Genomic DNA, 26,869 nt, shown 5'->3' with positions numbered 1-26,869 from the left:
TGTCGGTGCCCTGGGCGGCCATTTCCTGGACCTGGTCGCCGGCCGAGTCGACGATGTAGGTATCGTTGCCGAAGCCGCCGAGCATGATGTCGTTGCCGCCGGCCCCGTCGAGCGTGTCGTTGCCGCCATAGCCGCGGATGGTCTCGTCGAAGGCGGTGCCTTCAAGCGTCTCGGCCAGAGCGGTGCCCTCGATGTCGGCGGCGAAGACACGCTGGCGTATGCCGGAACCATCGTTCCAGGTCACGACCCAGCCGCCGCCGGGCAGTGCCGTCACGGAGGGATAGTACTGAAAACCAGCAGCAGCGCTCACCAGCGTTTCCGTCCCAACCGGGTTGCCCTCCGCATCGTAACGCCTTTGGAAGACGTCATATTCTCTCCCCGTCTCGTGCATCCAAGTAATGACCCAGCCGCCATCCGCAAGCACGGCCACAGACTCATAAGCCAGCAAGGCGGATGCCGAGGTGACGTGTTGCGCGGCACCCACGGCGCTGCCGTCGATATCGTAGCGCTGCTGATAGATCGTGTCGGCGTCGCCATTCAGGGGAGATAATAGCCTGACGATCATCCACCCACCGTCGGATAGACCGATGACGGACACACTTACCCATGAATCCGTGTGGTTTCCGAGATGCTGCCAGTCACCCATCGCCGAGCCGTCCGCCGCAAAGCGTTGCTGATAGACATCCATGGTGTTAAACTCATCAACCATTGACGAAATGACAACCCAACCGCCATCGGAAAGCGCGGCAACCTTTATTTGGCCTCCGTAATACGAATCTCCGATCCGGGTTTCCCCCCTGGCGCTGCCGTCGGCGGCGAAACGCTGTTGGTAGACGTGATAAACTCCTTCATGGTCGGAGACCCAGGTGGCGATCCAGCCACCGTCGGCGAGCGCAGCCAGGGACGCATAGAACTGGTAGCCATCGACCGAAGCATTGATGCGGACCTCGCCGCCCACCGCCGTGCCGTCGGCATCGAACCGCTGCTGGTAGACATTATAGTCGTTAGTCTCATCGTCGTGTTGCCCCCAGGCAACGACCCAGCCGCCATCGGTCAATGCCACGACCCCCTGAAATTCACCCAGGGAAATGACGTTCGCAGCGAACTCGCGCTCCTCTCCGATCGCCGTGCCGTCCGCACTGAAACGCTGCTGGTGGATTTTGTGGAGAAATCCATTAGGCCCCCTCGGGGATAACCATGTCACCACCCAGCCACCATCGGCGAGCATGGTCACATCACTGCCGGTCCCATTGTGGATCGGCGTTGTGTTGACGATCGCCTCGCTGCCGCCCGTCGCTCTTGCCGTCACGATCCTTACGCCTCCTGCGCATATTGTGAAGGACAGGCTTGCGGGCCGGATGGGACATGTCGGGAAAGGCGCGTCCTCATACGGCCCGGATACGGCCTGTCGTTAGCGCGGAGGCTAGCGGGACGGCAAAGCGGGGTCGCCGTCCATTTCTGATAGGCTGAACAGCGAAGACTGCAACAGGTCAGGACAAGGGAAAGCGAGAGGACGCTGCGACCAGGTTATTGTCCCGCCGCGCCACCGTCCGGGATCGGGCCTGCCGGCAGACCGATCTCGGCAAGGGTCCGCATGACGCGGCTACTGGCGTCGAGAAATGCGGGACTCGCGTTCTTGGTCGGCAGGGCAACATTCTCCACGGTGGCGCCGGGACGAAGCGCCATACCCTTCGCCAGCGCAGCACGAGCCTCCTGTTCGCGACCCAGTCTCCAGTGGGCGGCCGCCACCAGCAGGTAGGAGCGACCGGAACCGGGGGTTATCGCGATCGAGCGATTGAGATAGTCGAGCGCCTCCTCGTTGCGATCGAGGAGCAGATTGGCCAGTCCCGCGCCCAGCAGCCAGGTCCATCGGGCCTCGTCAGGCGTGTCGAACAGCTCGGCTTTCAAAAACGTCGAGAGGGCATCATCGAATCGGCCGAGCTGCGTCTGCGTCAGTCCCAGATTGTAAAGCGCGGCTCCATCCCATGGATTGACCGCAAGCGCCTGCGCGCAGGCGACCAGACTGTCGGCGAACTCGTTGGTGACCGTCAGGAGGCGACAATAGGCTCCCAGCACCGCCATGGACTGCGGCCGCTCTCGGAGCGCCTGCTCAAGCAAGGCCCGCGCGTCGCGCTCAGCCTCAGCGCCGGCCTCGGTGTCGTACCAGTTCAGTTGCAGGCCTCGCAATTGCAGCGCCGCGAGGGCGATCTTGAGGTCCACATTGTCGGGATCGGCCGAAAGTTGCTTGGTGAGGATCGCAACCGCCGTCGTGAATCGCTCGCGTGTCGTCTGGTTGATCGATGCGATTGCTTGCACGATGGCAAGATCGCTTGCCGTGGCCCCCGAGCGTCGCCTGCCTTCGGCCTCGTCCCAGGCGTCGAAGCGCTTGGCCAAAGCATAGCCGACACCGGCGGCCAGCCGCGCCCTGAGCTGGCGTCCGTCGCCATCGCTTGCATCCGATATGGTGTCGACAACCGTATCGACCTGGCGGCCCTCGACAGAGATAACCTGCGCCTGGAGGTGCCAGTTTTCGCCATTGCGGTGCAGGTCCAGCCGCACCTCATGCGTGGCGGGGCCGACTTCTCGAGCCGTATCGGCGGATACCAGGTCAACGGACCGGATGGTGGAAAGCCCGCTCAGAAGCTCGCTCGCAATGCCCGAAGCGAGTGTTTCCGATGTCGAGTCGTCCGCTGGGGCCGCTATCGGCAAGATCATCAGAGCCGGTCTGGGCGCCGGAAAGAGATCAGGCAACAGGCTCGGGAGCGGAAGCGCGAACCATGCGACGGGCAGGCCCGCGATGGCCGCGAGAAGGGCAGCAGCCCACGCCTTCGGCAATCGAACAGCTCGTGTTGGAGCGCGAAAGGCCGTCTCGTCAGGCCGCCCCGCCGAAACGTTCGCCGCAAACAGATAGCCACGCCCCGAGACCACCTTGACGATCTGCCGGTCCGTGTCTTCGAGCGCGATCCGGATTTCGCGTATGCACTGGAAGAGACTGTCCTCGCCGACATGGATATCCTTCCAGACGGCCGCAAGAATCTCGTCCTTGGTCAGGATGCGGTGACTGTTCGACGCAAGCAGCTTGAGCAGTTCGAACGCTTTGGGTCGAAGTCTGACGAGCGCGCCATCGTCGCGACGCAGTTCCATGCGGTCCGGATCGAGAACGAAACCCGCAAAAAACAACACCGACCCCGAGCCCCTCCAGCCATGAGCGGCCACAATAGTGAGACGGCAGGGATGCCGTCAACCGACAGCACGGCCAACGGCTGAACAGGCAGCCATCAGAAAACTTCAGAAAATCTCAGCCCCGTACCATTGCCTTAGCGCCGGATGGAGGTGCCTCTAGCATCGGCCGATCAAGACCCTTTTGCTCGGCAGATCGCAAGGCAGATCTAGGAACTGGTGGAAATACGTCATGGCATCTTCGCGGACGCCGCAGATCGAGCGAAGTCGAGGGGAACCCATTAGGGCAAGCATCGACGAAATGGTCCGCGATCCCGTATTTCGTGGTGTGATAGATTATCTTGCGAACAGCTTCGTCACGACGCATATGAACGCACCGAGACAGTCGGCGATCTTCGCGACCCAACAACGGTGGCTTTTGTCGCACGTGGCGCTGGGCGAGTACTTTCGCAGTCTCGCGGCGGGCAAGGCCGGCATTACCCGCACCGGCTTCGGCAATCTCGCGCTTCGTAACGCCATCGCCAGCCGTAACACCGCCTATGCGTTCTTTGATGAAGCCCTGAAATACGGAATGATAAGCACGACGGCGGACGGCGATAGTGCCGCACCCACACCCCAGACGCTCGCCCTGCTCTCCCAATGGTACGAGATTCACCTTCACGCCCTTGATCTCTTTGACGACGGGGGGCGTGCCGTCCACTTTCAAGCAGAGCCGCTGGCTCTGCTGTCCCGCATGGGTCCTGAGGTCGCCGGAGGCCTCGTGTCCAATCCGGACATCAGGGCTCCAGGTCCGCTCTACACCATCTTCACATGGTCTGATATCGGCGGCCTTTTGATGGACCGGCTAATATCCGGCATCGACTGGCAGGTTCGTCCGTCGCATGGTGGATACCTGACGGACGTCTCTTCGATCTCCTACCTCGCGCGCAATTTCGGCCTGTCGCGAGCCCACACCAGCCGCAAACTCTCCGCCGCCGAATCCATCGGCGGAATCGGGTGGTCCGGGCCAAGAGGCTATTCGAGAATCTGGATTTCAGCCGACTTCTACGCCGAATATGCACGCGCCCACGCACGCAAGCTGCTGATTGTCGATGCCGCCTACTGGGCCGCCGTAAACAGCTAGTCCTCGATATTCCGCGTCGAGAGACGTACGTGTTCGCCGAATGGTCGGCCTACTGGGCATTGCGATGGAGGGGAAAGCGCCCTACTGGCGCGGAGGATTGGCAGCGCCCATATCCGGACCGCTAAGACTTGAAGGAGTGTCGAGGATGTAGCGGCGGACTCCGCAGCCGCCATGCCGGTCGGACGTTATGGCCGGCCGGATGAATTTGCCGCGGTCGCCGTATTCTCGACCACCGAGAAAGCCTGATATGTTACGACGAGCAAGATCAGGGTGGATGGCGGAGCCATAAGATCGGTCTAACTGCTCGCCCAACAGACCCGTCTTACGGCTCCAGCCCGGCGCAGCGCGCGGTGTTGCGGATATGGGTTTCCATTTCGTGCTTTGCCCGTGAGCCATCATTGGCGCTGAGGGCCGCGATGATCTTGCGGTGCTCGCCGATCGATTCGCGCATGCGCTCGGGATCGGTGATCGGGATTGGCTGACGTTGCGTCTCGGTCACCTGGTCGCGCACGGTCTGATACAGTGCCTTCAACATGGCGTTCGAGCAGGCCGAGACGATAACGCCATGGAATTCCAGATCCGCCTCGACATTGGCCAGCAGATCCTGGTTCGCCCAGCAGACCTCCATCGCCTGCGTCGCCCGCTCCATCTTGTCGAGCTGCAATTGCGTGAGGCGCCCGGCGGACAGCCTGGCAATTTCTCCCTCCAACAGGATGCGCGTCTGGAAGACGTCGAAGACGGAATAGCTGTCCGAATAGCGCCACGGCGCCATGTGCCCACTCACGCCTGTATCCGAGACCGAGGGGGCTGCGACAAAGGTGCCCCTGCCCGCCTCCGTCTTCAGAAGCCCCAGGGTCTCCAGCGTCAGAAGCGCCTCACGCAGGGATGCACGACTGATCCCGAACTTCTGGGAAAACTCCCGCTGTGACGGGATCTTCTCGCCCGGTTTCAACTGCCCGGACTGGATCATGCCCTGGATCTCGCGTGCCACCGATTGCGGCACGAGCGTCTTGTTGAACATGCGGTCCCTTCCCCGGCGGCCTGTCTCGAAGCGGCAAGTGTATTTTTTCCGGCAGCCCCTTGCCAAGCGGAAAGCAGCATGCTTGTTTGGCCTGACTGGTCTGACCAGTTAGACCAATGTAGATTGAGTCACGTTCAAAAAACAAGGGGAACTCTCATGACACGCTCCACGACATTCAAGGCGACGCTCTTTGCCGGGCTTCTCGCCGCATTCTCGACCAGCGCCCATGCCGCCGACCTGACGGTCGGTGCCAATATCGGCAATGTCCCATGGGAATTCGAAGACGCCAGCGGCAAGGTCTCTGGCTTCGAGGTCGATCTCGTCAACGAAATCGCCAAGCGCCTTGGCAAGACGGTCGAATTCGTCAACACGCCCTTCAACGGCCTCTTCCCGGCCGTTCAGTCGGGCCGCATAAACATGGCGATTTCATCGATCACCATCACCGAGAAACGTCTCGAATCGGTCTCCTTCGCGCAGCCGTATTATGACAGCGACCAGTCGCTCACGGTCACTGCCGCCTCCGGCATCACGGGCCTGAAGGACATGGGCGACAAGGTTGTCGGCGTCGACACCGGCTCGACCGGCGACATGTGGGCCGAAGCCAACAAGGGCGAGTACAAGCTTGGCGAGATCCGCCGCTTCGAAGGCCTCCAGCCGGCCATGCTCGATCTGGTCGCCGGCCGCATCGATGGCTACATCTCCGACATCCCGGCCCTTCTCTACTACGTCAAGGACAAGCCGGAACTGAAGGTGGTCGAGCGTATCCCGACCGGCGAAAAATACTCGATCATGTTCAACAAGGATGATCCGCTCGCAGCCGAGGTGAACACTGTCATCACCGCGCTGAAGCAGGAGGGCTTCATCGCAAAGCTGCACGAGACCTGGTTCGGCGCCAAGGCTGAGGACACCACCTCGACCGTCACCGTCCTCGACATGCCCAAGGCCATGTAAGCTCGAAACGCAACCGGCGGAGCGCAAGAGTTCCGCCGGCCTGCCATGGGAGCCGGTCCGGCATGACACTCATCAATACCTTCTTCAACCTCGATGTCCTCATGAACAGCCTTCCGGCTCTTCTCTGGGGTCTCGTGGTCACCCTGCAGATCGGCGTCACCAGCATTCTCGTCGGGCTGGCGGGCGGTCTCTTTCTCGCGGTCACCCGCCTCTATGCGCCCGCCTTCATCAAGCTCCTCATCCGGATCTATATCGACATCTTTCGCTCGATCCCGCTGCTAGTGCTTTTGATCGTCGTCTACTATGCGCTTCCCTTTGTCGGCATTCGCCTCTCGCCCTTCCTGTCGGCGGTCACGGCGCTCTCTCTGGTCTCGGCGGCCTACACGGCAGAAATCTTCCGCGCGGGCATCGAAGCCATCCCGCATGGGCAGTTTGAGGCGTCCGCAGCACTCGGCCTTTCCAACCGCCACACCATGGTGGACGTCATCCTGCCCCAGGCAATTCGCATCGTCATTCCACCACTCACCAACAACTGCATCAACGTGATGAAGGACACGGCACTTGCCTCCGTCGTCGCCATGCCGGATCTCTTGAAGCAGGCCACCCAGGCCCAGGCTCTTGCCGCCAATCCGACCCCGCTGATCGGCGCAGCTCTCATCTACATCGCCCTACTCTGGCCCATGGTCGCGGTCGTCTCGCGCCTGGAAAAACACTTCAGCCGGGGGAAACGCTGATGACTGCTACCAACGCGCCGCTCATCTCCATCCGCGGCCTCACCAAGGCCTATGGCACCTTCACCGTCCTGCACGGGATAGACCTCGACATCGCCGAGGGAGAAGTCGTCTGCGTCATCGGCCCCTCGGGTTCGGGCAAGTCGACGCTCATCCGCTGCATCAATCATCTGGAAGCCTTCGCGCCGGAAAGCCGCATCACGGTCGATGGCATCACCGTCGAGCCGGGCCCGAGCCTTGCCAAGGTCCGTGCCGAAGTCGGCATGGTCTTCCAGTCTTTCAATCTCTTTCCCCACATGACGGTTCTGAAGAACGTCATGCTCGCTCCCATGCGGGTCCGCGGCACCCCGGAAAAGGAAGCCGAGCGCAAGGCGCGCGAGCTTCTCGCCCGCGTCGGGATTTCAGAGCAGGCGGAGAAATTTCCCGGACAGCTCTCCGGCGGTCAGCAGCAACGGGTTGCCATTGCCCGGGCGCTTGCCATGGAGCCGCGGGTGCTGCTTTTCGACGAGCCGACATCGGCACTCGATCCGGAAATGGTCGGCGAAGTGCTCGACGTGATGCGCAAGCTTGCAGGATCGGGCGTCACGATGATCGTCGTGACGCATGAAATGGGCTTTGCCCGCCAGGTTGCCGACCGAGTGATCTTCATGGATGGCGGCCGTCTGGTCGAAAGCGGACCGCCGGAAGACATCTTCGCCAGCCCCAAACACGAACGGACGCGCGGCTTCCTGCGCGCAGTCCTCAACCACTGAACAAGAACAAGACCGGAGGACACCCGCCATGGCGACCCAAGACCAGAAGGCGCTCGATCTCGATTACGTGCGAAGCCAGTTCCCGGGGCTTTCCCGCGGATGGACCTTCTTCGACAATGCCGGGGGATCGCAGATCCTCAAAAGCGCTGTCGAACGCATGAACACGTTCCTCTATGAAAAAAATGTCCAGATCGGCGGCTCCTACGAGGTTTCGCAAGCGGCAGCGGCAGCCCTTTACGAGGCCCGCACGGCCGCCATGCATCTCGTCAATGCCAACCGCCCGGAAGAAATCGTCTTCGGCAATTCGACGACGGCACTCCTGCAGAACCTGGCGCGCGCCATGCACAGCCAGCTGTCACCCGGTGACGAGATCGTCATCACGGTCTCGGATCATGAATCCAATATCGGCCCCTGGGATCGCCTGCAGGAACGCGGCGTGGTGCTGAAGATCTGGCCCCTCAACAAGGAGACCCTGACGCTCGACCTGGCTGATCTCGGCGCCCTGATGACCGAAAAAACCAGGCTGGTCTGCGTCACCCATTGCTCGAACCTTCTGGGCTCGATCAATCCGATCCGCGAGATCGCCGATTTCGTCCATGCCCGTGGGGCAAAGATCTGCGTCGATGCCGTCGCCTATGCCCCGCATCGCGCCGTCGACGTTCAGGCCTTCGACGTGGATTACTATGTCTTCAGCCTCTACAAGACCTACGGGCCGCATTACGCGCTGATGTACGGCAAGTACGATCTGCTCCTCGCGCTCGACCCGCTCTATCACTACTTCTACGGTTACGACAAAGTCCCCGGCAAGCTCGAACCCGGCAACCCGAACTACGAGCTCGCCTATTCGACCTGCGGGATCGTCGATTACCTCGTCTCTATCGGCGAACAGTCAGGAGAGACCGGCTCTATCAGGCAGAAGATCGAGGCCGCGTATCGCGCCATCACGGCCCAGGAAGACGCGCTGACCGAACGCCTCCTGACCTATTTGCGCTCGCGCAACGACTGCATGATCGTTGGCCAATCCGTGAACAGGGAGAGCCGGCGCGTACCGACCATCGCCTTCCGCTTCGATGGACGCGAGGCGGCCGACCTCTGCAAAGCCATGGACGCGGAAAAGATCGCCATGCGCTTCGGCGACTTTCACTCTCGCCGGCTCGCCGAATATCTCGGCCTCACCGACCAGGGCGGCATGCTGCGCGTCTCCATGGTCCACTACAACACGATCGAGGAAGTCGACCGCTTCACGGCTGCTCTCGACCGCATTCTGGCCGGGGAAGCGGGCATGGCAAAGGCCAGCTGAGAGCCAACACGAAAGGATGGACGGGATGCGCTTCGATACGGTGATCCGCAACGGAACGGTGGTAACGGCAAGCGATACCTTCGTCAGCGACGTCGGCATCAGGGACGGCCGGATCGTGGCGCTCGCGAACGGTCTGACAGACGCCGATGACGTCATCGACGCCACCGGCCTCTTCGTGCTCCCCGGCGGTATCGACAGCCACGTCCATCTCGACCAGCCCTCCGGCGAAGGCATTGTCATGGCCGATGACTTCGACAGCGGCACACGCTCGGCCGCCATCGGCGGCAACAGCGCGGTCTTGGCCTTCTGCATGCAGGAAAAGGGTCAGTCCCTGCGCGAGGCACTCAAGGTTTATCACGCCAAGGCCGAGGGCAAGTGCCATGTCGACGTCTCCTTCCACCTTGTGATTACGGATCCGACGGCGGAAGTCCTCGGCCAGGAACTGCCGGCACTGGTGGAGGATGGCTATACATCGCTCAAGGTCTTCATGACCTATGAGGGCCTGCGTCTGCGCGATGACGAAATCCTGGCGACGCTGGACACGGCACGCCGCACAGGCGCGCTGGTCATGGTCCATTGCGAGAACGAAGACGCCATCCGCTATTTGATCGGCCGCCACGAGGAAGAGGGGAAACTTGCGCCGAAGTACCACGCCACGACAAGACCCGTCGCGGCAGAACGCGAGGCAACGCATCGGGCGCTGTCGCTCGCCGAAATCGTCGATGTGCCGATCGTCATCGTCCATGTCTCGAACCGCGAAGCGATGGAAGAAATTCGCCGGGCCCGTCAGCGCGGCCAGAAAATTGCTGGCGAGACATGCCCGCAATATCTGATGCTGACCGCGGATGATCTGGACCTCGAAGGCCTGGATGGCGCGAAATATGTCTGCTCGCCACCACCGCGCGACAAGGCGAGCCAGGACGCCTGCTGGGAGGGGATCGAACAGGGCGTCTTCGACCTCTTTTCCTCCGACCACTGCCCCTTCCGCTTCGATGATCCGGAAGGCAAGCTGAACGAGAAGGGCAAGCGGCATTTCCGCTGGATCCCGAACGGTATCCCGGGTGTAGGAACCCGTCTGCCGATCCTCTTTTCCGAAGGCGTGATGAAAGGCCGGATTGATATCAACCATTTCGTCGCGGTCACATCGACCAATCATGCGAAGCTCTACGGCATGTACCCGCAGAAGGGCACGATCGCGATCGGATCGGACGCCGACATCGCGCTTTGGGATCCGAGAAAGAAGGTCACCCTGACCAACGAGATCCTCCAGCACGGCGCCGACTACACCTCTTACGAGGGGCTGGAGATCACCGGCTGGCCCGTGCGCCTGCTGGTTCGAGGCCAGACGATCATGGAACGCGGCGCTGTCGTGGAGGCCGGGCAAGGACAGTACCAGAGCCGCAAGCGCTCGAACTTGATTGCGGACACCACTGCGGTTGCCTCATTAAGCCCTTGATATCTGGTCTGCGCCGCTCGGCTGCAGCCCCACAAAATCTAAACCATCGCTTCCGCTTCAATCTCGACTTCGTAATCGCCGACCAAAGCGCCGGCCTCGATCAGAGTGTTCGCCGGAAGCACGTCGGAGAAGAAGCGCCCATGCGCTCGCGAGACCGGCTCCCACTGTGACGCATCCTTGAGATAGATGCGCGTGCGGACGACGTCCTCCATCTTACCGCCGAGAGCAGAGATGGAAGCCGCGATCTTGTCAAGAATATAGGTTGCCTGAGCGCCCGGATCGCCAGGTGCCACACAACGGTTACTGCCGTGGGTCGCCGTCGTGCCCGATACCAGGATCCGGTCACCGACCCGCACGGCCCGGCTGTAACCGGCAAGCGGTTCCCAGATGCTGCCGGAGGAAACACGCATGCGATCCTCGCGCCCCGGCACCGGAACTGCCGTGTAGACCGACGGGATCGCATCGAGATGATGGCTGAGGTCACCGGATGCCGTCAGGAAGGGCGGCTTTCGATATTCATCACCGCAATCGCCGGGAATTGGCGTGGCTTTGGCGAAGGCACCGTCGAGCAGCGCCCGGTCCTCCGTATCCAGTTCGAAGCCAAAGACCTTCAGGTTGTCGGTGCGGTGTTCGTTCTCGCCGAGCCTTGCACCGATGATCGTGGCAGCGACAGCCGGATGTTCGAGAACCCAGCGGCTGGCCACATTGGAGATCGAGACTGCGTGTTTTCGAGCAATCGTCGCGGCCGCCTGCAGTATCCCCTGATAGACGCTCCAGCCGCCGGCGGTATCAATGAAGCGCTTGTATTTCGAACGGCTCCAGTCGGGGATCGATGCAGGCTCCGGCTGACTGAGCCATTTCTCCGACAGGAAACCGCCGCAGAGCGTGCCATAGGCAAGAAGCTTCACGTCGCGCTTGAGGCATAGCGACGACAAATCGCCAGCAGCGCGCCTGTCGATCAGGGAGAAAGACACCTGGTTGCTTGCGATATCGATGCCATCGGAGAGCGCAACGTTGAGATGCGCTGCATCAAAATTCGTGAGGCCGAGGGCGCCGATCAGGCCTTCTTCTTTCATCGCCTGCATTTCATGCAGGGCATCGAGCCAGGCCGGATGTTCGAATGTCCACCAATGAAACTGCAGAAGATCTACCTTGTCGACGCCGAGGCGGGCAAGTCGGTCCTCCACGCCCCGTCGCACCAGGTCGCGCGGCATCGGACCCGGCTCGGGGCACCATTTGGTGAACGCCACCGGTCGCTTCTCGCCCGTGGCATAGCGCTTGAGGAGATGGCCGGTGATGATCTCTGCCGATCCGTAGTGATCGGCCATGTCGAAACTGTCGAACCCGGCCTCCGCATAGGCCTGCAGGGCATCAGCCCCCTGCTCCGGATCGACCGTGGCGCCATTCTTTTCGATATCGGCAACCTGCCAGAGGCCGCAGACGAGACGGCTGATCGACAGGTCAGGCGTGAGCGCGATACGTTCGGGATGCTGGGACACGGCGTGATTCCTTGATGGTCAGGATTGTTTATTGCGGCTGAGGCGCGCGAGCGGGCTCACCTCGCCGAACAGGCCGCGCGGCCGCAGCAGCAGCATCAGGCAGAGCCCAACACCAATGGCGACGATCTGCAAGGCGGCAGCGCGCGCCTGCTCTTCGGGCGGCACGAAGGCGGAGACGGCAGCGGCCGTCAGAGCCCAGAGCCCCCAGACCAAAATGGCGCCGGCAATCGCTCCGCGATTGTTGCCCGAGCCGCCGACGATCAGCATGGCCCAGACCTGGAAGGTGAGCACCGGCATATAGTTGTCGGGTGCGATAAAGCCGATGAAATGTGCCTGGGCAGCGCCTGCAAGGCCCATGATCGCACCGCCGAGGGTAAAGGCCTGCAGGCGAAAGCGAACGGGCCGCTTGCCGAGCGCTTGAGCGGCCGTCTCGTCTTCGCGGATCGCCCGCAAGACACGTCCCCAGGGGCTGCGCGACAAGTGCTGCAGACCGAGAAAGAGCACCAGCACGACAAGCGCCATGAGAGCGCAGTTGGCGAGACTGAAAAGCAGTGCATCACCCTGCAGATCGGCGAAAGGACGCGGAATGAAGCCAATCCCGAAAGCTCCGCCGGTCACGCTCTGAAGATTGAGCATGCAGAGCTGAACGGTGACGGCGACGCCGAAGGTGGCGATGGCAAGATAATCGGATCTCAACCGGATCGTCAGCGCGCCAACGGCCCAGGACAGCGCTCCCGAGACGATGGCAGCCCCAAGCCAGCCAACAGCAATCGGCAGTCCGAAACCGCCAAGGCGTTCCGCAGTGTCAGGGGTGGTGAGGATGGCCGACGTATAGGCCCCGACCGCGACGAAAGCGGCGATGCCGACATTGAACAACCCCGTCATGCCCCACTGAACATTCAGCCCCAGGCAGATGATCGCATAGGTCAATGCCATGGTGAGGAAGAAGGCGCCATAGGCGATTAGATCGATGCTCATGCCGCTTTTCCAAAAAGGCCGCGGGGCCGGACGAGAAGGACCGCAATCAGGATGGCAAAGGACACTGCAGCACGCCATTCCGCGCCGATGAGCTGGACGGTGAAGGCCTCGGCGAGGCCGATCAGCAGGCCGGCGATCATGGCACCGGGGACCGAACCGATACCGCCGAGGATCGCGGCTGCAAACAAGGGCAGCAGCAGGTCATGCCCGAGATAGGGGCGGATCTGGATGATCAGCCCGCTCATGATCCCGGCGATACAGGCCAGTGCGGCACCCAGGAACCAGGCGGTCCGGATGACCCGCCGGACATCGATGCCGGCGATACCGGCAAGACCCGGGTTTTCGCTGAGGGCGCGCATCGCCCGGCCGATATCGGTCCGCGTCATGACGAGGTGAACGGTGATCACAGAGGTCAGCGCAACGGCCAGCATGGCCATCTGGTCCGGTGTCGCTCTGAGGCCCAGGCCGAGCTTCATGGCGATTTGCAGCGCTTGGCTGAAATAGGCGGGCTTCGAGGTAAACAGGAATTCGAGCAGGCTGCGCAGTGCAAGCGATGCGCCGAAGCTTGCCATCACCATGATGATGATGGCGCTGCCGCGTCGCCGGAAGCTCGAAAAGAGTGCGGCATCCACAGCCAGCGCAAGAAGACCCGTCAGTGCGATGGCGAGGAGCGCTGCGATCGGAAGCGACCAACCAAAGGAGAACGGGCCGAGCGGCGTCGTCATCCCTGCCCCGAGTACGCCCAGCGCACTGCTGATGCCGAGTGCGAGATAGGCGCCCCAGGACAGAAGCTCGCCATGGGCGAAATTGGCAAAGCGGAGGATCGAGTAAGTCAGGGTAACGCCGACAGCGCCCAGCCCTATGATTGCGCCTGCAATCAGCCCGTCCATCAAAAATTGCAGGTTCATATCGACACCCCCTCGGCTGCACGGCCTGTGGTACCGAGATAGATCTGCCCGATCAGCGGATCATCGGCGAGCTCCGCCGGTGTGCCCTCGTGCCGAATAACGCCCTCGGCCAGGATCACGGCACGATCGGCAATCGCCATGGCCGCCTTCACGTTCTGCTCGACCAGAATGATCGTCACGCCCTCGCCATTGATACGCTTGAGCATGGAAAAGACTTCGCCGACGATTTTGGGGGAAAGACCGGCAGACGGCTCGTCGAGGATCAGCACCGGCGGATCAAGGGCCAGCGCCCGCGCCACGGCCAGCATCTGCCGCTGACCACCGGAGAGCGCCCCGGCAAGGCGTTTCGGCTGGATTGCGAGATCGGGAAAACGGGTCAACATCGTCTCGATGGCAAGGCGGCGCGCGTCTTTCGGCAGCAGGGAAACCGCGATTTGCAGGTTCTCCAGAATGCTCATGCTGGCAAAGACATTGTCCGTCTGCGGCACGAAGGCCAGGCCTTCCGCCACTTTCCGATGGGGCGCGACGTCCGTGATGTCCCGCCCGGCAAGGTGGATCCGGCCCGAATGCACAGGCACCATGCCGGCGATCGCCTTGACGAAGGTGGACTTGCCCGCACCGTTCGGGCCAAGAAGCACGACGAGTTCGCCCCGTGCGACCGCAAGATCGACGCCGCGAACGATGGGAAGATCCGGTTCGTAGCCTGCGACCAGCGCCGAGGTTGCAAGAACGGCGTCTGTCATGCACCACCACCGAGATAGGCTTCGATGACTGCGGGATTGGCGGAAACGTCAGCCGGTGATCCCTCGGCCAGCAGCTTGCCGAGCGCCATGGCGATGACGCGCGAGCAGAGCCTGGATACCATGTCCATGTTGTGTTCGATGAGCAGTATGGACTTGCCTTCGGCATTCAGCGCCACCACACGATCCATGATCACCTCGAGCAAGGCGGGGTTTACGCCGGCGGCCGGTTCATCGAGCAGGATCACCTGCGGGTCGGCCATCAGGACGCGCGCCAGTTCCAGAAGCTTGCGCTGCCCGCCGGACAAGACGCGCGCGGGCTCGTGGGCAAGCCGCGACAGCGTGACGAACTCGAGCATGACATGCGCCTTTTCAAGCGCCGCCTTCTCCTCGCGGCGCACCAAGCCCGGCCGGAGAAAATTGGAAAACAACCGTTCTCCCGTCTGCTTCTGAGCGCCGACCAGCACGTTTTCCAGCACGCTCATTTCGGAGAATGGACGTGGGATCTGGAAGGTTCGTGCAACCCCATGCGCGATGCGTTGCTCGGGCGCTTGGCTGGAAACGTCCTGCCCCTCGATGAAGATCCCGCCGGCGCTGGGCTTGAGGCTGCCAGCTAACAGATTGAACATGGTGGTCTTACCCGCACCATTCGGGCCGATCAGGCCGAGAATCTCTCCTTTGGCGAGCTGCAGCGACATGTCGGAAACCACAGTCAGACCGTCAAATTGCTTCGTCACACGCCGCGCTTCGATGGCAGGCGATAACGAGGCCGTTGGAAGGGACGCGGGTGATGGGGGATGCACGACTGTCGCTTCCAAAATGAGCCTTGATTTGATCCGTGATGTTTGATCAAACTTGACGCAGACGCGAAAATCAACCGATATTTCCGGGGAGTTGAGGCGGAATGACGGATACGGTCGCCCAGTCGGATGATCTGCTGACGCCTGTCGGGCGAGAGACGCTACAGGATCGCGTCTACGAGCAGTTGCGCCGCACCCTGATCAATGGCGGCTTTGCCGCAGGCGACATGCTGCGGATCGTCGATATGGCGGACCGCCTGAAGACCAGCACCATGCCGGTACGCGAAGCGCTGGGTCGCCTTGTCTCCGAACAGGCGCTGGAGGCTCTGCCCAATCGCACCGTCAGGGTCCCTCTGATCACCCGTGACCGTCTCGATGACCTGGAGCGCGCCCGCATCCTGATCGAGGGGCGTCTGGTGGCGCTCGCCTGTGACAGGCTGACGGCGGAAGACATCGAAAGCCTGAAGCAGATTAACCGGGATTGCGAGGCAGCCTTTGAGCGGCATGGCCAGGACGTCGGCCCCGTCACCTCTGAAATCAATCATCGCTTCCATTTCCACATCTATCGCGCCGCCTCATCGCGTGTGCTGATCCCGATGGTCGAAAGCCTCTGGCTCCAGTCCGGCCCGGTGGTCCGGGCCGCTGCCCATATCCATGACGAACAAGGCGGCCTTGCCGCGACGAACCACCACTGGACGCTGGTCGCAGCTCTCGAAGCACGCGATGAGGAGGCTGCCGTGGACGCGCTTTCCAACGACATCGGACGCTCCTTCGATCTCGTGCGAGGGCGCCTCGACGCCGGCGACGAAGCAGCGTGAGGGAAATCGATGGGCGCTAAAGACGATACCTTCGAGCTCTTTGATCTGCGTGTCGAGGTGGTGATCCCCGAAGTTGGAGCCGTCTACTGCGGCGCCAAGCCAGGCGATTATTTCGAGCTGCAGGGCGAGATGCTTTATCTCCCGCCAGGACAGGGCATCTCGATTTACTCCCTCGCCTCCGTACTTCCCCTTCTCGCCGCCAAGCAACGCCCCACCCATGCGCATGACTGGATGACGACGGATGCGGAGATCGCCTGTCCGGATCCCAACTGCTCAACCCGCCTGAGAATTCGCCGGACCGGGCTTCGCCGTTTCAGCCATGCCGCAACGACGGCCGTGCCCCTCGAAGGAAAAGAATAAGATGCAGCGTATCTCCATCGCCCCCGGTTACGAAATCTCCCGCGTCATCCGCGGCGGCTGGCAGTTGGCGGGCGGCCATGGCGCCATCGATGCGGAGATGGCGATCGAGGACATGGTGGCCTTTGCCGATGCCGGCATCACCACCTTCGACTGCGCAGACATCTACACCGGCGTGGAAGATCTGATCGGACGTTTCCGGCTGCGCTACCGCGACCTGCACGGCCAGGCCGGACTCGATCGCATTCGCGTTCACACCAAATTCGTACCCGATCTCGGCGTTCTCCCGACAATCACCAGATCCTATGTGGAAGGCGTGATCGACACGTCGCGCAAGCGGCTGAACATGGAGCGGCTCGATCTCGTCCAGTTCCACTGGTGGGACTACGAGATGCCAGCCTGGCTGGATACGCTCGGCTGGCTGAAGGAGCTGCAATCCGACGGGCGTATCGACAAGATCAGCGCCACAAACTTTGACAGCGACCATGTCACGGCAATCCTCGATGCCGGGATCCCGCTGACCTCGCTGCAGTTGCAATATTCGCTGCTCGACCGGCGCCCGGAAAAGCGCATGGTCGGGCTCGCTGCTCAGCATGATTTTGCGCTGTTTTGCTATGGCACGGTCGCCGGTGGCTTTCTCTCCGACCGCTGGCTTGGCAAGACGGAGCCAGAACATCCGCTCGAGAACCGTTCGCTGACCAAATACAAGCTGATCATCGACGATCTCGGTGGCTGGGATCTGTTCCAGGCATTGCTTGCAACGCTTCGCAAGGTGGCGGACCGTCATGCGACCGACATCGCCACGATCGCCAGTGCCGCCATGCTCCGCCGGCCAGGCGTGACGGCGGTGATCGTCGGCGCGCGCAATCGCAATCACCTCGCCTCCAATCTCGCCATCTCCGATGTCGTCCTGTCGGACACCGACCTGGCGGAGATCGAGACCCCCATGGCGGGTGCGCGCGAACTGGAAGGCGACGTCTATACGCTCGAGCGGGACCGCACCGGGCGCCACGGCAGCATCATGAAATATAATCTCAACAAAGGGGAATGACATGAGTAAGGGAAATCAACTGAAACGCCTCGTTCTGACGTCGACCATGCTTGCCGGCCTTGCCGTCGGTGCTGTGCCGTCCTTCGCGCAGGAATGCGACATCACCGTCGGTGTGGTAATGGAGCTCACCGGCCCCGCAGGCGAATACGGCAAAGCCGGCGCCAAATCCGTCGAAATGGCCTTCCGTGACTTCAACGAAGCGGGCGGCGTAGACGGCTGCAAGCTCGTGATGGATACGCGCGACAGCCAGAGCCAGGGCAATGTGGCCGTGGATCAGGCAACACAGCTCGTCAACATCAAGAAGGTGCCGGTCGTCATCGGCGGCATCATTTCCTCGGTCTCGATCCCGATCCTCACCTCCGTCACCGCACCTGCCGGAGTCGTTCAGGTATCTCCGGCATCCTCTTCCCCGACGCTGACGGCCCTCGGTCGCGAGGGCAAGACCAATGGTGTGTTCTTCCGTACCATCACGTCTGACGCCCTGCAGGGAACCGCGGCAGCGAAATACGCCCTCGACCAGGGCATGAAGAAGATTGCGATCATTCACGTCAACAACGACTTCGGCAACAACCTGATGCAGGAATTCACCGCCGCCTACACCAAGCTCGGCGGCACGATCACCTCGACGACACCCTATAACGAGAAGCAGGCTAGCTACTCGTCAGAAGCGTCGGTTGCGATGGAAGGTGAGCCGGATGCGCTTTATCTCATCTCCACGCCGGTGGACGGAGCCACGATTGCCCGCGCCTGGATTTCCGGCGGCGGCGTCCAGAAATTCCTGTTCAATGATGGCATGAACTCCAAGGACTTCATCGCCAGTGTCGGCCCGCAATATCTGAACGAGGCATACGGCACATCGTCCGGCACCACGCCGACTGCATCGACCGAGTACTTCAACGCGAATTACGCGGATTTCTCCGGCGGGATCGAGCCATCGGCGCCGGCCGCAGACCGCTCCTATGACGCCGGTGCGATTGTCGCTCTGGCGATCGCCAAGGCAGGCAAGTCCGACAAGGAGGCGATCAAATCAGCGATCTCCGAGGTCACCGCAGCCGGCGGCACCCCAATCTACGCTGGCAAGGCGGAATTTGAGAAAGCACTCGGACTTCTGAAGGAGGGGAAGCCGATCAAGTATGAAGGCGTCATCGGCCCTGTGAGCTTCGACCAGTACGGCGACATCACCGGCCCCTTCAGGCTGTGGAAGATCACCGACGGAGAAGTAACGACAGTCGGCCAGATGGAGTCCGAAACAGTGGCCGAAATCAAGGCTAGCTTGGCGAAGTAACTCTTAAAAGGCGATCAACACTGGGCGGCTCCTCAGCCGCCCAATCCCTCAATCCTCCCGGAACCCCTTGATGACTTGGTCCATGAATGGTTTCGCAAGGTAACAGATGACGCTTCGCTCTTCTGTTTCGATGTAGACTTCAACGGGCATGCCCAGTGCGAGCTTTTCAGAACTGACTTGAGATCCGCAGGCTCGAGCTGTCGGGACGATCTGCCATTCCGCTGCGTCGACAAACACCGCCGCGTGGAGCTCAGGCTATGTTGGATCGGGAATAGTTCAAGCCTCCATCACAATGGATGCTGCTGCACACTCAGCCCACCGTCGACGGTCAGGCAGGTGGCGTTCATGAAGGAACATTCGTCCGAGATCATGAAAACGGCTGCCATCGCAATCTCATTCGGGGTGGCGATCCGCCCGCCGGGGTGCAGTTTCATTGTCTCGGCTTTCGCGGCCTCGGGATTGGGAAAGCTGTTCCAGTAATCGATTACCTTCTGGGTCGCGACATAGCCGGGCGCCAGTGCATTTACACGGATATTAGCAGCTGCATATTCCAAGCCCAGTGATTTCGTCATGCCGAGCAGCGCATGCTTAGCAAGCGGATAGGGAAACGTGCGCGGGATCACCGTGAAAGCATGCGTGGAGGCTATATTGAGAATAACGCCACCTTTGCCGCCGGCCAGCATGCCCTTTAACACTAACCGGGTACAGTTCCATGCACCTTTAAGGTTGATGTCGAAGCAGCGCTCCCAAGCTTCATCACTGAGCTTAAGCGGTTCAGCAAAGATATTAACGCCAGCATTGTTGACGAGCGCGTTAATGTCGCCGACCGTCTCCCGCGCCTGTATGATCGCAGCCTCTATCGAGGCGGCATTGGTGATATCGGCTGCAGCATGGCAGAGTTTTGCCCCTTGAGCCTGAAGGTCTTCCGCGACTTTCGCCAGCAGGTCCCCGTCGCGGTCGATCAACAGCAGGGCCGCCCCTTCGCGAGCAAAGGCCTCGGCCATCGCAAACCCGATACCCTGGGCGGCTCCGGTGATCATGATCCGCTTCCCGTCGAGCCGGTTGCTCATGGTCATATCCTCCTCAGTCGAATGGTGATTTCACTGCTGATCGTTTCCCCGGTTGCCAGCCGCTTCAACCCGCCATAGCCCGGCATGTGATGGGCGTTCGGCAGATGGGTCATCGGTTCGAAGCAGAATAAGTCGGTGCGGTCGACCGGCATGTAGAGCATGTAGATATCATGGATCGACACAGCGTTGATCTCGGCAGCGAGCTGGAGTTCCGGCCATTCGATGGCAGCCCGTCCGTCCCACCCTGCAAAGGCATTATTGACAAAGCGATCCGGCAATAATGTCGGAGCAGTGAAATCAAGTGCCACTGGCGGAGAACCGCCCTCGCCCGGCAAATGCCCGGCGCGCTCTGTCCATGCGGTCCGTGCCGGCGCGGCAAGGCGCGTTTGTGCCGTTCGAGCGAAGAAGGGATGCTGCCCAAGGCCGTAGAGCAGCGGCTTCTCACCTTCATGACGTACCGATAGCCTGAGGCTGAGAGCGTTGTTGGCAAGCGAGATAGTGTGCCAGGCGCTATAGTTATATGGGGAAAACGGACCGGGCGGATGTCTGAGCGACAGCGTGACCGAAGTGCTATCGACCTTCTCGATATCCCATTGCTCAAGCCATCCGTCGCCATGCAGATAGAGCGGGTCGGCGCTATTGGGCAGGAAGCGGTAGTCTGTGCCTTCAAGCGCAAAACTGTTATGCTCCAGCCGGTTGCCGAAAGGCACCAGCGGGAAGCTTGCGAAACGTCCTTCCGGGCCGCCGCCGGGGACCAGGAACGCCTCGCCGTCGAACCTGGCTTCGGTCAGGGCAGCACCTTGGCTGGCAACCCGCACCTGAAGGGCGCCGTTCGCTAGCAGAAGCGTTTCCAAATCCGAAGTCACCGATGCCGTCCGGCTGCCGACGAGCGCAGATTGTCGAGCAGGACGGCGATCAACAGGATCAGGCCGCGCACGACATATTGGTAGAAGGCCTGGATGTTGAGGAGGTTCATGACGTTCTCCGCAATTCCCATGATCATGACACCGACGATCACACCGCTCATGGTCGCCCGACCACCCGCCAGCGATACACCACCGAGGACGCAGGCCGAGATAACAGAGAGTTCGAGGCCGGTGGCAGCGTTTGGCTGGCCCGACGTGATGCGCGAGGCAAGGAGGATGCCGGCAATGGCGCAGACCAGCCCCTGCAGGGCAAAGATCCAGATGCGCATGTTGCCGACATTGACGCCGGCGAGCCGCGACGCTTCGGGATTACCACCAATGGCCAGCGTGTTCTTGCCGAAGACCGTGCGGTTGAGCACGAAGCCGAACACGATGAAGAGCGCCGCCATGACCCAGATCGGGGTGGGCACGCCGAAGAACCTCGACAGCGCCAGCTGATAGAAATCCGGATTGTTGATGCCGACGGCACGTCCATCGGACACGATCAGCGCGAAACCGCGCACGATCTGCATGGTCGCAAGCGTGGTGATCAGGGCGTTGATGCGAAAGCGTGCGATGACCACACCGTTGATAAGGCCGACAAAGGCACCGCTGGCAAGCGCCGCGATCAGGCCAAGAACGATCGAGCCGGTGGCGTTGGACGCCATGACCGCGATCATGCCGGAAAAGGCGACGATGGATCCGACAGAGAGGTCGAAATCGCGCGAAGCCAGGCAGAACATCATGGTGCAGGCGACAATGCCGATGGTGACCACCGATTGCAGCAGGCCGAGAACGTTGCGCTCGGTCATGAAATTGGGAACGGTAAGTGCTACCACGGCAAAGGCGACGACAAAGATCACCACCAGGCCCTGATCGCCGAGAAGAAGTTTCTTGAGAGACGGCATGAATATCGGTCCTGCGTTAGAGGGTGGCGGCGGCTGTTGTGCGATCGGGCAGAGCGGCGCTAAGGATAAGGCGCTCGTGGAAATCAGGACGCGAGACGTCTGCGGCCACATGTCCCTGACACATCACCATGATCCGGTCGGATATCCCCATGACTTCAGGCAATTCGCTGGAGATGACGATGATCGCCATGCCTTCGGCTGCGAGGCCATAGAGGATTTCGTAGATTTCCGCCTTTGCGCCGATGTCGATGCCGCGCGTCGGCTCGTCGATGACGAGTACCTTGACGCCCTGTTCGGACAGCCAGCGTCCGAGAATGACCTTCTGCTGGTTGCCACCGGACAGGTTGATGATGTCCTGGAGGCGAGAGGGGGTGCGAACCTTGAGCCTTGAAATGAAATCATCGGCGACTGAGGCTTCCTTCGTCGGGCTGAGTATCCCGAAAGGCGAAAAGTGCCGGCGCGAGGAAATCGTGATGTTTTCTTCGATCGACCGCCCCTGCACGATGCCGTCATGCTTGCGATCTTCCGGGCAAAGCACGATGCCGGACCGGATCGATGCGCCGGGGCTATTGGCTGTGACGGTGACGCCATCGACAACGACCTTGCCGCCGTCACGCCTGTCCGCGCCAAACAGCAGCCGCGCCATTTCGCTGCGCCCGGCACCGATCAGGCCGAAGAATCCGAGAATCTCGCCCTGGCGCACGGAAAAGCTGATCGGCTGGCGCAGATTGGGGCCTTTAAGATCAGAGACCTCAAGGCGCATGGGTCCGAAATCACGGGCGCGCCAGCCCCAGATATTGCTGATTTCGCGACCAACCATCTCGGCGATGATCTGGTCACGGCTCGTGGTGGCGATCTCGGGGTGATGGGCGGCAAGCTTGCCATCGCGCAATACTGTGAGGCTGTCGCAAAGCCTGAAAATCTCGTCGAGGCGGTGCGACACATAAAGAATGACCGTGCCCTTGGCCTTCAGCTTGTCGATCAGGGCGAACAGCACTTCGCTTTCACGCGAGGAAAGGGACGAAGTGGGTTCGTCGAGCGCGATGACCCGGGCATCGAGAATGACAGCCTTGGCGATCTCGACCATCTGGCGCTCGCCGATCGACAGGGATGACACTTTGGCATCGGGATCGATATCGATGCCGATATCGCGGAGCTTCGCAGCCACGCTATCGCTCAGGCTGCGGCGGTTGATGACACCGGCGGATGACGGGAAACGACCGAGCCAGAGGTTTTCGGCAACGGTCAGTTCGGGGACCAGCTGCAGTTCCTGGTGGATGACGATCACACCCGAGGCGAAGGCATCGCGCACCGACTTGTAGGTCTGCGCTACGCCGTCGATGGAAATGGTGCCGGTATCGGCAAACTGGTCGCCGGACAGAAGACGGATCAGGGTCGACTTGCCCGCGCCATTTTCGCCCATCAGGCCATGAACGGCGCCCTTTTTCACTGAGAAGGACACGTTCGATAGGGCCTGGACGCCGGGATAGCCCTTGCTGATATCTTTGAATTCGAGAAAGGCCATGAAAGCTCCGCAGAGGGGCCCGACGCCGGCTGATCGCCGCCGGGCAGATTTGCGAAAATCGGATTACTCGATCCCGAGATCCTTGCGCACAGCGTCATAGTCACCGCGCACAGCAAGTGCGCCGGCGGTCAGCGTCAGTTTTTCCGGCTCCTTGTCGTTGGCAACCCACTCGTACATGTTCATCGCAGTCTCATAGCCGTGGCGCTTTGGCGAAATGATAACCGTGCCGAAGAAGCCGGTCGGCGTAGGCTTCTTGAACTCGTTGATCGCTGATTCTGCACCACCAATGCCAACGCCGATGACGTTGTCAGCAGAAATACCGACCGACTCGGTGGCACGAACGGCGCCAAGGACAGCTTCGTCATTGAGGCCGAAGGCGATCCAGTGCTTCACGTCAGCATGCTTGTTGAGCACGGTGGTGGCCGCATTCAGGGCCGCTTCCGTGTCGGTCTTGGCCTGAGGCGCATCATAGATATTTTCTGCCGGGAAGCCTGCAGCCTTCAGGGCTGCAATCGCACCTTCAACTCGGTCGACGGCGGTCGGCAGCTGGTCGTAGGACACGCGGATGGCGCCGACGTTCTTCATGTCCCAACCGCGCTTCTTGATTTCGTCGGCCAGTGCCTGGCCAACGGTCTCGCCGATCTTGGTCGCCGAAATGCCCATATGCACAACGTCTTCGAGCGCATTCCCATCGGCACCGACGAGACGATCATCAACAGTCATCAGCTTCAGGTCATTGGCCATCGCCTTGGCCACGATGCCCGGGCCAAGCTTGACATCGGGCGTGCATACGATGAAGCCCTGCGCACCCTGGGCAGCCAGATTGTCGATCGCCGACATGACCTTTTCGCCATCCTCCGCGCCAATCTTGACGAGGGTGAAGCCCTTTTCCGTCGCAGCTTGATCGGCGAATTTCCACTCGTCCTGGAACCAGGGTTCTTCCGGCTGCTTGACGATAAAACCAATCTTGATGTCGGCGGCATAGGTTGTGCCGGCAGCCGCGAACGCGACAACGCCAGCCAGAATGGCTGCTTTCCATGAACGCATGTGATCTCTCCCAAATCTCAAAAACTGAGCAACTGCCTCCCGACAGCAGTCAAGAATTAAGTTAAATCATCATACCAGTCAATTGTCTTGGTATGATGATTAGGATAAAGATTGCGAATTGCCGATTGGGCATGGGGGTGCGATATCTGAGGCCCCTGCAAATTCAGGTAGACAATGAGCGTCAGACGGCAGAGGGAGGCGGGGGTGACACGCTTGGAGCATTACAGCGAAGGGCAGGAACCGGTCACGGTTCGCCGACCACGTGTCCGACGCAGCATTACAGCGGCAATTGCACAAGACATCTGCGCAAATCGTTATCCACCTGGGTCGCAGCTGCCACGCGAAAACGATCTATGCAATATCTACGGCGTCAGCCGCACCGTCATCCGTGAGTCGCTGAAAGTCCTCGAGTCCAAGGGGCTGCTGCTTGGCAAGCCTAGGGTCGGCACCATTGTCTGCGACAAGGATGACTGGAATATCCTCGACGCCGACGTGCTGGAATGGATCGGCCCCTACATCAAGGATTTCGACCTGCTCAGCTGCATCCTCGAAGCGAGGCGGACGATCGAGCCTGTCGCCGCGGAACTGGCGGCCAGCCGTGCAACGACGCAGCAGATTGCCGATCTCGAAAGCGCATGGCACCAGATGCGCGATTCGAGCGACGATCCGGAACGCTTCACCGAGGCCGACGTGCAGTTTCACGCGGTGCTTCTTCTCGCCAGCCATAACCAGGTCTTCCGGCGGCTGTCGAGCGCCATCCATGCCGCCCTTCGTTACGCCTTGCACGCCTCCAATATCGCAGTTGAAAGCCGCGAGGACGCCGTGGATATCCATGGCGAACTAGTCGAAGCCCTGCGGATGCGCGACGGAGAAAAGGCAAGGCAGGCGTCAAACCGCATGCTCGATCTTGCCGTGCACGATCTGGCGGCTGCCGAACGGGTGATCGGTCGCAACAACATGAAATAGGCGGGCGCAACGCCAGCGACATCAGAGAAGATGAAACGCATGAAAATCACCAAGCTCACAACCTATATCGTCCCGCCGCGCTGGATGTTTCTGAAGATTGAAACGGACGAGGGCATTGTCGGTTGGGGTGAGCCGGTTGTCGAAGGTCGCTCTCTGACGGTCGAGGCCGCCGTACACGAGCTTTCGGACTATTTAATCGGCAAGGATCCGATGTTGATCGAGGATCATTGGCAGGTAATGTATCGCGCAGGTTTCTATCGCGGCGGCGCCATACATATGAGCGCGATCGCCGGCATCGACCAAGCGCTATGGGACATCAAGGGGAAGGTACTCGGCCAGCCTGTGCATGCACTGCTCGGTGGCCAGGTACGTGACCGGATCAAAGTCTATTCCTGGATCGGCGGCGACCGACCCTCGGATGTAGCCAACAACGCCCGCGATGTCGTTGCTCGTGGTTTCAAGGCCATCAAGCTGAACGGCTGCGAGGAAATGCAGATCGTCGACACCTGGGATAAGGTCGAAAAGGCGGTGGAAACGATCGCCATCATCCGCGAAGCGGTCGGTCCCCATATCGGGATCGGCGTGGATTTCCATGGCCGCGTCCATCGCCCGATGGCTAAGGTGCTCGCGAAGGAACTTCAGCCTTACAACCTGCTGTTCATCGAGGAGCCGGTGCTTTCGGAAAACCGCGAAGCGCTGCGCGAGATTGCCAATCACTGCTCGACACCGATTGCTCTCGGGGAGAGGCTTTATTCGCGCTGGGACTTCAAGTCAGTTCTGTCTGACGGTTTTGTCGACATCCTGCAGCCCGACCTCTCCCATGCCGGCGGCATCACCGAATGTCGCAAGATCGCCACCATGGCGGAGGCCTATGATGTGGCACTCGCGCCGCATTGTCCGCTCGGTCCGATTGCGTTGGCCGCCTGCCTGCAGGTCGATGCCGTTAGCTACAACGCTTTTATACAGGAACAGAGCCTGGGAATTCACTACAACACCGGCAACGACATCCTCGACTACATCTCCAACAAGGAGGTATTCCAATATGCTGAAGGTTTCGTCAGCATCCCACAGGGCCCCGGCCTAGGTGTCGAGGTGGACGAACAGTATGTGATCGAGCGGCAAAAGGAAGGCCATCGCTGGCGCAATCCCGTATGGCGCCACGAGGATGGCAGTGTCGCCGAGTGGTAAACAAAACAGCTTGAATATCGCTTCTCGTCGACCCGGATGTGAACCTCGCACCAAGCGTTTTAACTGTCGGCTAAACGGTCATCCTGAAACGTCTAGGTAGCTCCGCGAATAACGTAGAGACAGGTCATCTGCTGCATCGTCAGCCGTGCCTCGGGATGCCGCGTTTTGAAATCATCACTAGACTGAGGCTTCAGCTTCTCGGCAATGGCATTCTCAATCATTGTACACTCCGCGACGTCGGAGCGACAATTTGACCGCTGAAGGGTTAACCAGGAAATTTTCTATCGGCTCAGCTAAATCCTGGCGTCCA

At 60.9% G+C, this 26,869-nt stretch carries 24 protein-coding genes and 2 pseudogenes; 12 read left to right on the top strand and 14 right to left on the bottom strand.

The window, feature by feature from the left end; genetic code table 11:
• Both J5J09_RS18050 and J5J09_RS18045 read right to left on the bottom strand, forming a co-directional pair.
• Positions 1–1,309, bottom strand: a pseudogene (locus J5J09_RS18050) (hypothetical protein); the annotation flags it as partial.
• Between the two features lie 218 nt (positions 1,310–1,527).
• A complete protein-coding gene (locus J5J09_RS18045; RefSeq protein WP_208552921.1) occupies positions 1,528–3,183 on the bottom strand; it encodes a winged helix-turn-helix domain-containing protein in 1,656 nt (551 codons plus the stop codon).
• 229 nt (positions 3,184–3,412) lie between these two features.
• On the opposite strand from J5J09_RS18045, the gene J5J09_RS18040 reads away from it, so the two are divergent.
• On the top strand, positions 3,413–4,303 hold the full coding sequence (locus tag J5J09_RS18040) for a hypothetical protein (RefSeq protein WP_208552919.1): 891 nt from the start codon (positions 3,413–3,415) through the stop codon (positions 4,301–4,303).
• A gap of 322 nt (positions 4,304–4,625) precedes the next feature.
• Here the strand turns inward: J5J09_RS18040 and J5J09_RS18035 are convergent, their stop codons facing one another.
• The gene (locus tag J5J09_RS18035) at positions 4,626–5,324 is read right to left on the bottom strand and encodes an FCD domain-containing protein (RefSeq protein WP_208552918.1); all 699 of its coding nucleotides are present in this window, start codon (positions 5,322–5,324) and stop codon (positions 4,626–4,628) included.
• Positions 5,325–5,480: 156 nt separating this feature from the next.
• On the opposite strand from J5J09_RS18035, the gene J5J09_RS18030 reads away from it, so the two are divergent.
• The 5 genes from J5J09_RS18030 (at position 5,481) to hydA (ending at position 10,514) form a co-directional block, all read left to right on the top strand.
• Positions 5,481–6,275, top strand: coding sequence for an ABC transporter substrate-binding protein (locus J5J09_RS18030; RefSeq protein ID WP_208552917.1), 795 nt, complete (start codon positions 5,481–5,483; stop codon positions 6,273–6,275).
• Between the two features lie 62 nt (positions 6,276–6,337).
• The gene (locus J5J09_RS18025; protein WP_136542123.1) at positions 6,338–7,009 is read left to right on the top strand and encodes an amino acid ABC transporter permease; all 672 of its coding nucleotides are present in this window, start codon (positions 6,338–6,340) and stop codon (positions 7,007–7,009) included.
• Positions 7,009–7,758 carry an amino acid ABC transporter ATP-binding protein gene (locus tag J5J09_RS18020; RefSeq protein WP_208552916.1) on the top strand — a complete coding sequence of 250 codons (750 nt, stop codon included), beginning with the start codon at positions 7,009–7,011 and terminating at the stop codon, positions 7,756–7,758. Before J5J09_RS18025 ends, J5J09_RS18020 begins: the two co-directional genes overlap by 1 nt.
• Before the next feature lie 28 nt (positions 7,759–7,786).
• Complete coding sequence (locus J5J09_RS18015) at positions 7,787–9,058, top strand: cysteine desulfurase-like protein (protein ID WP_208552915.1); 1,272 nt, start codon at positions 7,787–7,789, stop codon at positions 9,056–9,058.
• Between the two features lie 25 nt (positions 9,059–9,083).
• Positions 9,084–10,514, top strand: a complete 1,431-nt coding sequence (gene hydA, locus J5J09_RS18010; RefSeq protein WP_208552914.1) for a dihydropyrimidinase — start codon at positions 9,084–9,086, stop codon at positions 10,512–10,514.
• 38 nt (positions 10,515–10,552) lie between these two features.
• Here hydA and J5J09_RS18005 read toward each other — a convergent pair whose 3' ends face one another.
• From J5J09_RS18005 to J5J09_RS17985, 5 genes are read right to left on the bottom strand one after another with little or no spacing between them, the layout of a single operon-like run.
• The gene (locus J5J09_RS18005) at positions 10,553–12,013 is read right to left on the bottom strand and encodes an aldo/keto reductase (RefSeq protein WP_208552913.1); all 1,461 of its coding nucleotides are present in this window, start codon (positions 12,011–12,013) and stop codon (positions 10,553–10,555) included.
• 18 nt (positions 12,014–12,031) lie between these two features.
• Positions 12,032–12,991: a branched-chain amino acid ABC transporter permease gene (locus J5J09_RS18000; protein WP_208552906.1), complete on the bottom strand. Its 960-nt coding sequence runs from the start codon at positions 12,989–12,991 to the stop codon at positions 12,032–12,034.
• Positions 12,988–13,899: a branched-chain amino acid ABC transporter permease gene (locus tag J5J09_RS17995; protein ID WP_208552905.1), complete on the bottom strand. Its 912-nt coding sequence runs from the start codon at positions 13,897–13,899 to the stop codon at positions 12,988–12,990. The genes J5J09_RS18000 and J5J09_RS17995 overlap by 4 nt, the downstream gene beginning before the upstream one ends.
• The gene (locus tag J5J09_RS17990) at positions 13,896–14,642 is read right to left on the bottom strand and encodes an ABC transporter ATP-binding protein (protein ID WP_208552904.1); all 747 of its coding nucleotides are present in this window, start codon (positions 14,640–14,642) and stop codon (positions 13,896–13,898) included. Before J5J09_RS17990 ends, J5J09_RS17995 begins: the two co-directional genes overlap by 4 nt.
• The gene (locus tag J5J09_RS17985) at positions 14,639–15,442 is read right to left on the bottom strand and encodes an ATP-binding cassette domain-containing protein (RefSeq protein ID WP_208552903.1); all 804 of its coding nucleotides are present in this window, start codon (positions 15,440–15,442) and stop codon (positions 14,639–14,641) included. The genes J5J09_RS17990 and J5J09_RS17985 overlap by 4 nt, the downstream gene beginning before the upstream one ends.
• A gap of 101 nt (positions 15,443–15,543) precedes the next feature.
• Here J5J09_RS17985 and J5J09_RS17980 point away from each other — a divergent pair, with 101 nt between their 5' ends.
• Genes J5J09_RS17980 through J5J09_RS17965 form a run of 4 tightly spaced genes read left to right on the top strand, consistent with a single transcriptional unit; the run spans position 15,544 to position 18,950 of the window.
• Positions 15,544–16,257: a GntR family transcriptional regulator gene (locus J5J09_RS17980; protein WP_208552902.1), complete on the top strand. Its 714-nt coding sequence runs from the start codon at positions 15,544–15,546 to the stop codon at positions 16,255–16,257.
• A 9-nt stretch (positions 16,258–16,266) separates the two neighbouring features.
• Complete coding sequence (locus J5J09_RS17975) at positions 16,267–16,617, top strand: TIGR04076 family protein (RefSeq protein ID WP_208552901.1); 351 nt, start codon at positions 16,267–16,269, stop codon at positions 16,615–16,617.
• A gap of 1 nt (position 16,618) precedes the next feature.
• Positions 16,619–17,665, top strand: coding sequence for an aldo/keto reductase (locus J5J09_RS17970; RefSeq protein ID WP_208552900.1), 1,047 nt, complete (start codon positions 16,619–16,621; stop codon positions 17,663–17,665).
• A gap of 46 nt (positions 17,666–17,711) precedes the next feature.
• Positions 17,712–18,950, top strand: coding sequence for an ABC transporter substrate-binding protein (locus tag J5J09_RS17965; protein WP_246746011.1), 1,239 nt, complete (start codon positions 17,712–17,714; stop codon positions 18,948–18,950).
• 287 nt (positions 18,951–19,237) lie between these two features.
• Here J5J09_RS17965 and J5J09_RS17960 read toward each other — a convergent pair whose 3' ends face one another.
• From J5J09_RS17960 to J5J09_RS17940, 5 genes are all read right to left on the bottom strand, one after another.
• The gene (locus J5J09_RS17960) at positions 19,238–20,020 is read right to left on the bottom strand and encodes an SDR family oxidoreductase (RefSeq protein ID WP_208552896.1); all 783 of its coding nucleotides are present in this window, start codon (positions 20,018–20,020) and stop codon (positions 19,238–19,240) included.
• Positions 20,021–20,022: 2 nt separating this feature from the next.
• Positions 20,023–20,886, bottom strand: a complete 864-nt coding sequence (locus J5J09_RS17955; RefSeq protein WP_208552894.1) for an aldose 1-epimerase — start codon at positions 20,884–20,886, stop codon at positions 20,023–20,025.
• Complete coding sequence (gene araH, locus J5J09_RS17950) at positions 20,883–21,833, bottom strand: L-arabinose ABC transporter permease AraH (protein ID WP_208552893.1); 951 nt, start codon at positions 21,831–21,833, stop codon at positions 20,883–20,885. The genes J5J09_RS17955 and araH overlap by 4 nt, the downstream gene beginning before the upstream one ends.
• Before the next feature lie 16 nt (positions 21,834–21,849).
• Positions 21,850–23,358, bottom strand: a complete 1,509-nt coding sequence (gene araG / locus J5J09_RS17945) for an L-arabinose ABC transporter ATP-binding protein AraG (protein WP_208552892.1) — start codon at positions 23,356–23,358, stop codon at positions 21,850–21,852.
• Positions 23,359–23,421: 63 nt separating this feature from the next.
• The gene (locus J5J09_RS17940; RefSeq protein ID WP_208552891.1) at positions 23,422–24,405 is read right to left on the bottom strand and encodes an arabinose ABC transporter substrate-binding protein; all 984 of its coding nucleotides are present in this window, start codon (positions 24,403–24,405) and stop codon (positions 23,422–23,424) included.
• A gap of 204 nt (positions 24,406–24,609) precedes the next feature.
• On the opposite strand from J5J09_RS17940, the gene J5J09_RS17935 reads away from it, so the two are divergent.
• Both J5J09_RS17935 and dgoD read left to right on the top strand, forming a co-directional pair.
• Positions 24,610–25,371: a FadR/GntR family transcriptional regulator gene (locus J5J09_RS17935; protein WP_348646472.1), complete on the top strand. Its 762-nt coding sequence runs from the start codon at positions 24,610–24,612 to the stop codon at positions 25,369–25,371.
• Between the two features lie 39 nt (positions 25,372–25,410).
• On the top strand, positions 25,411–26,559 hold the full coding sequence (dgoD, locus tag J5J09_RS17930) for a galactonate dehydratase (protein ID WP_208552889.1): 1,149 nt from the start codon (positions 25,411–25,413) through the stop codon (positions 26,557–26,559).
• Positions 26,560–26,646: 87 nt separating this feature from the next.
• On the opposite strand, the pseudogene J5J09_RS22900 reads toward dgoD, so the two are convergent.
• A pseudogene (locus J5J09_RS22900) lies at positions 26,647–26,780 on the bottom strand (IS6 family transposase); the annotation flags it as partial.
• Positions 26,781–26,869: the final 89 nt, after the last annotated feature.

Source organism: Ciceribacter sp. L1K22, assembly GCF_017599385.1.
Taxonomy (GTDB): Bacteria; Pseudomonadota; Alphaproteobacteria; order Rhizobiales; family Rhizobiaceae; genus Allorhizobium.
The sequence above is the reverse complement of the archived record's forward strand: the minus strand, read 5'-3'. Positions and strand labels throughout refer to the sequence as shown.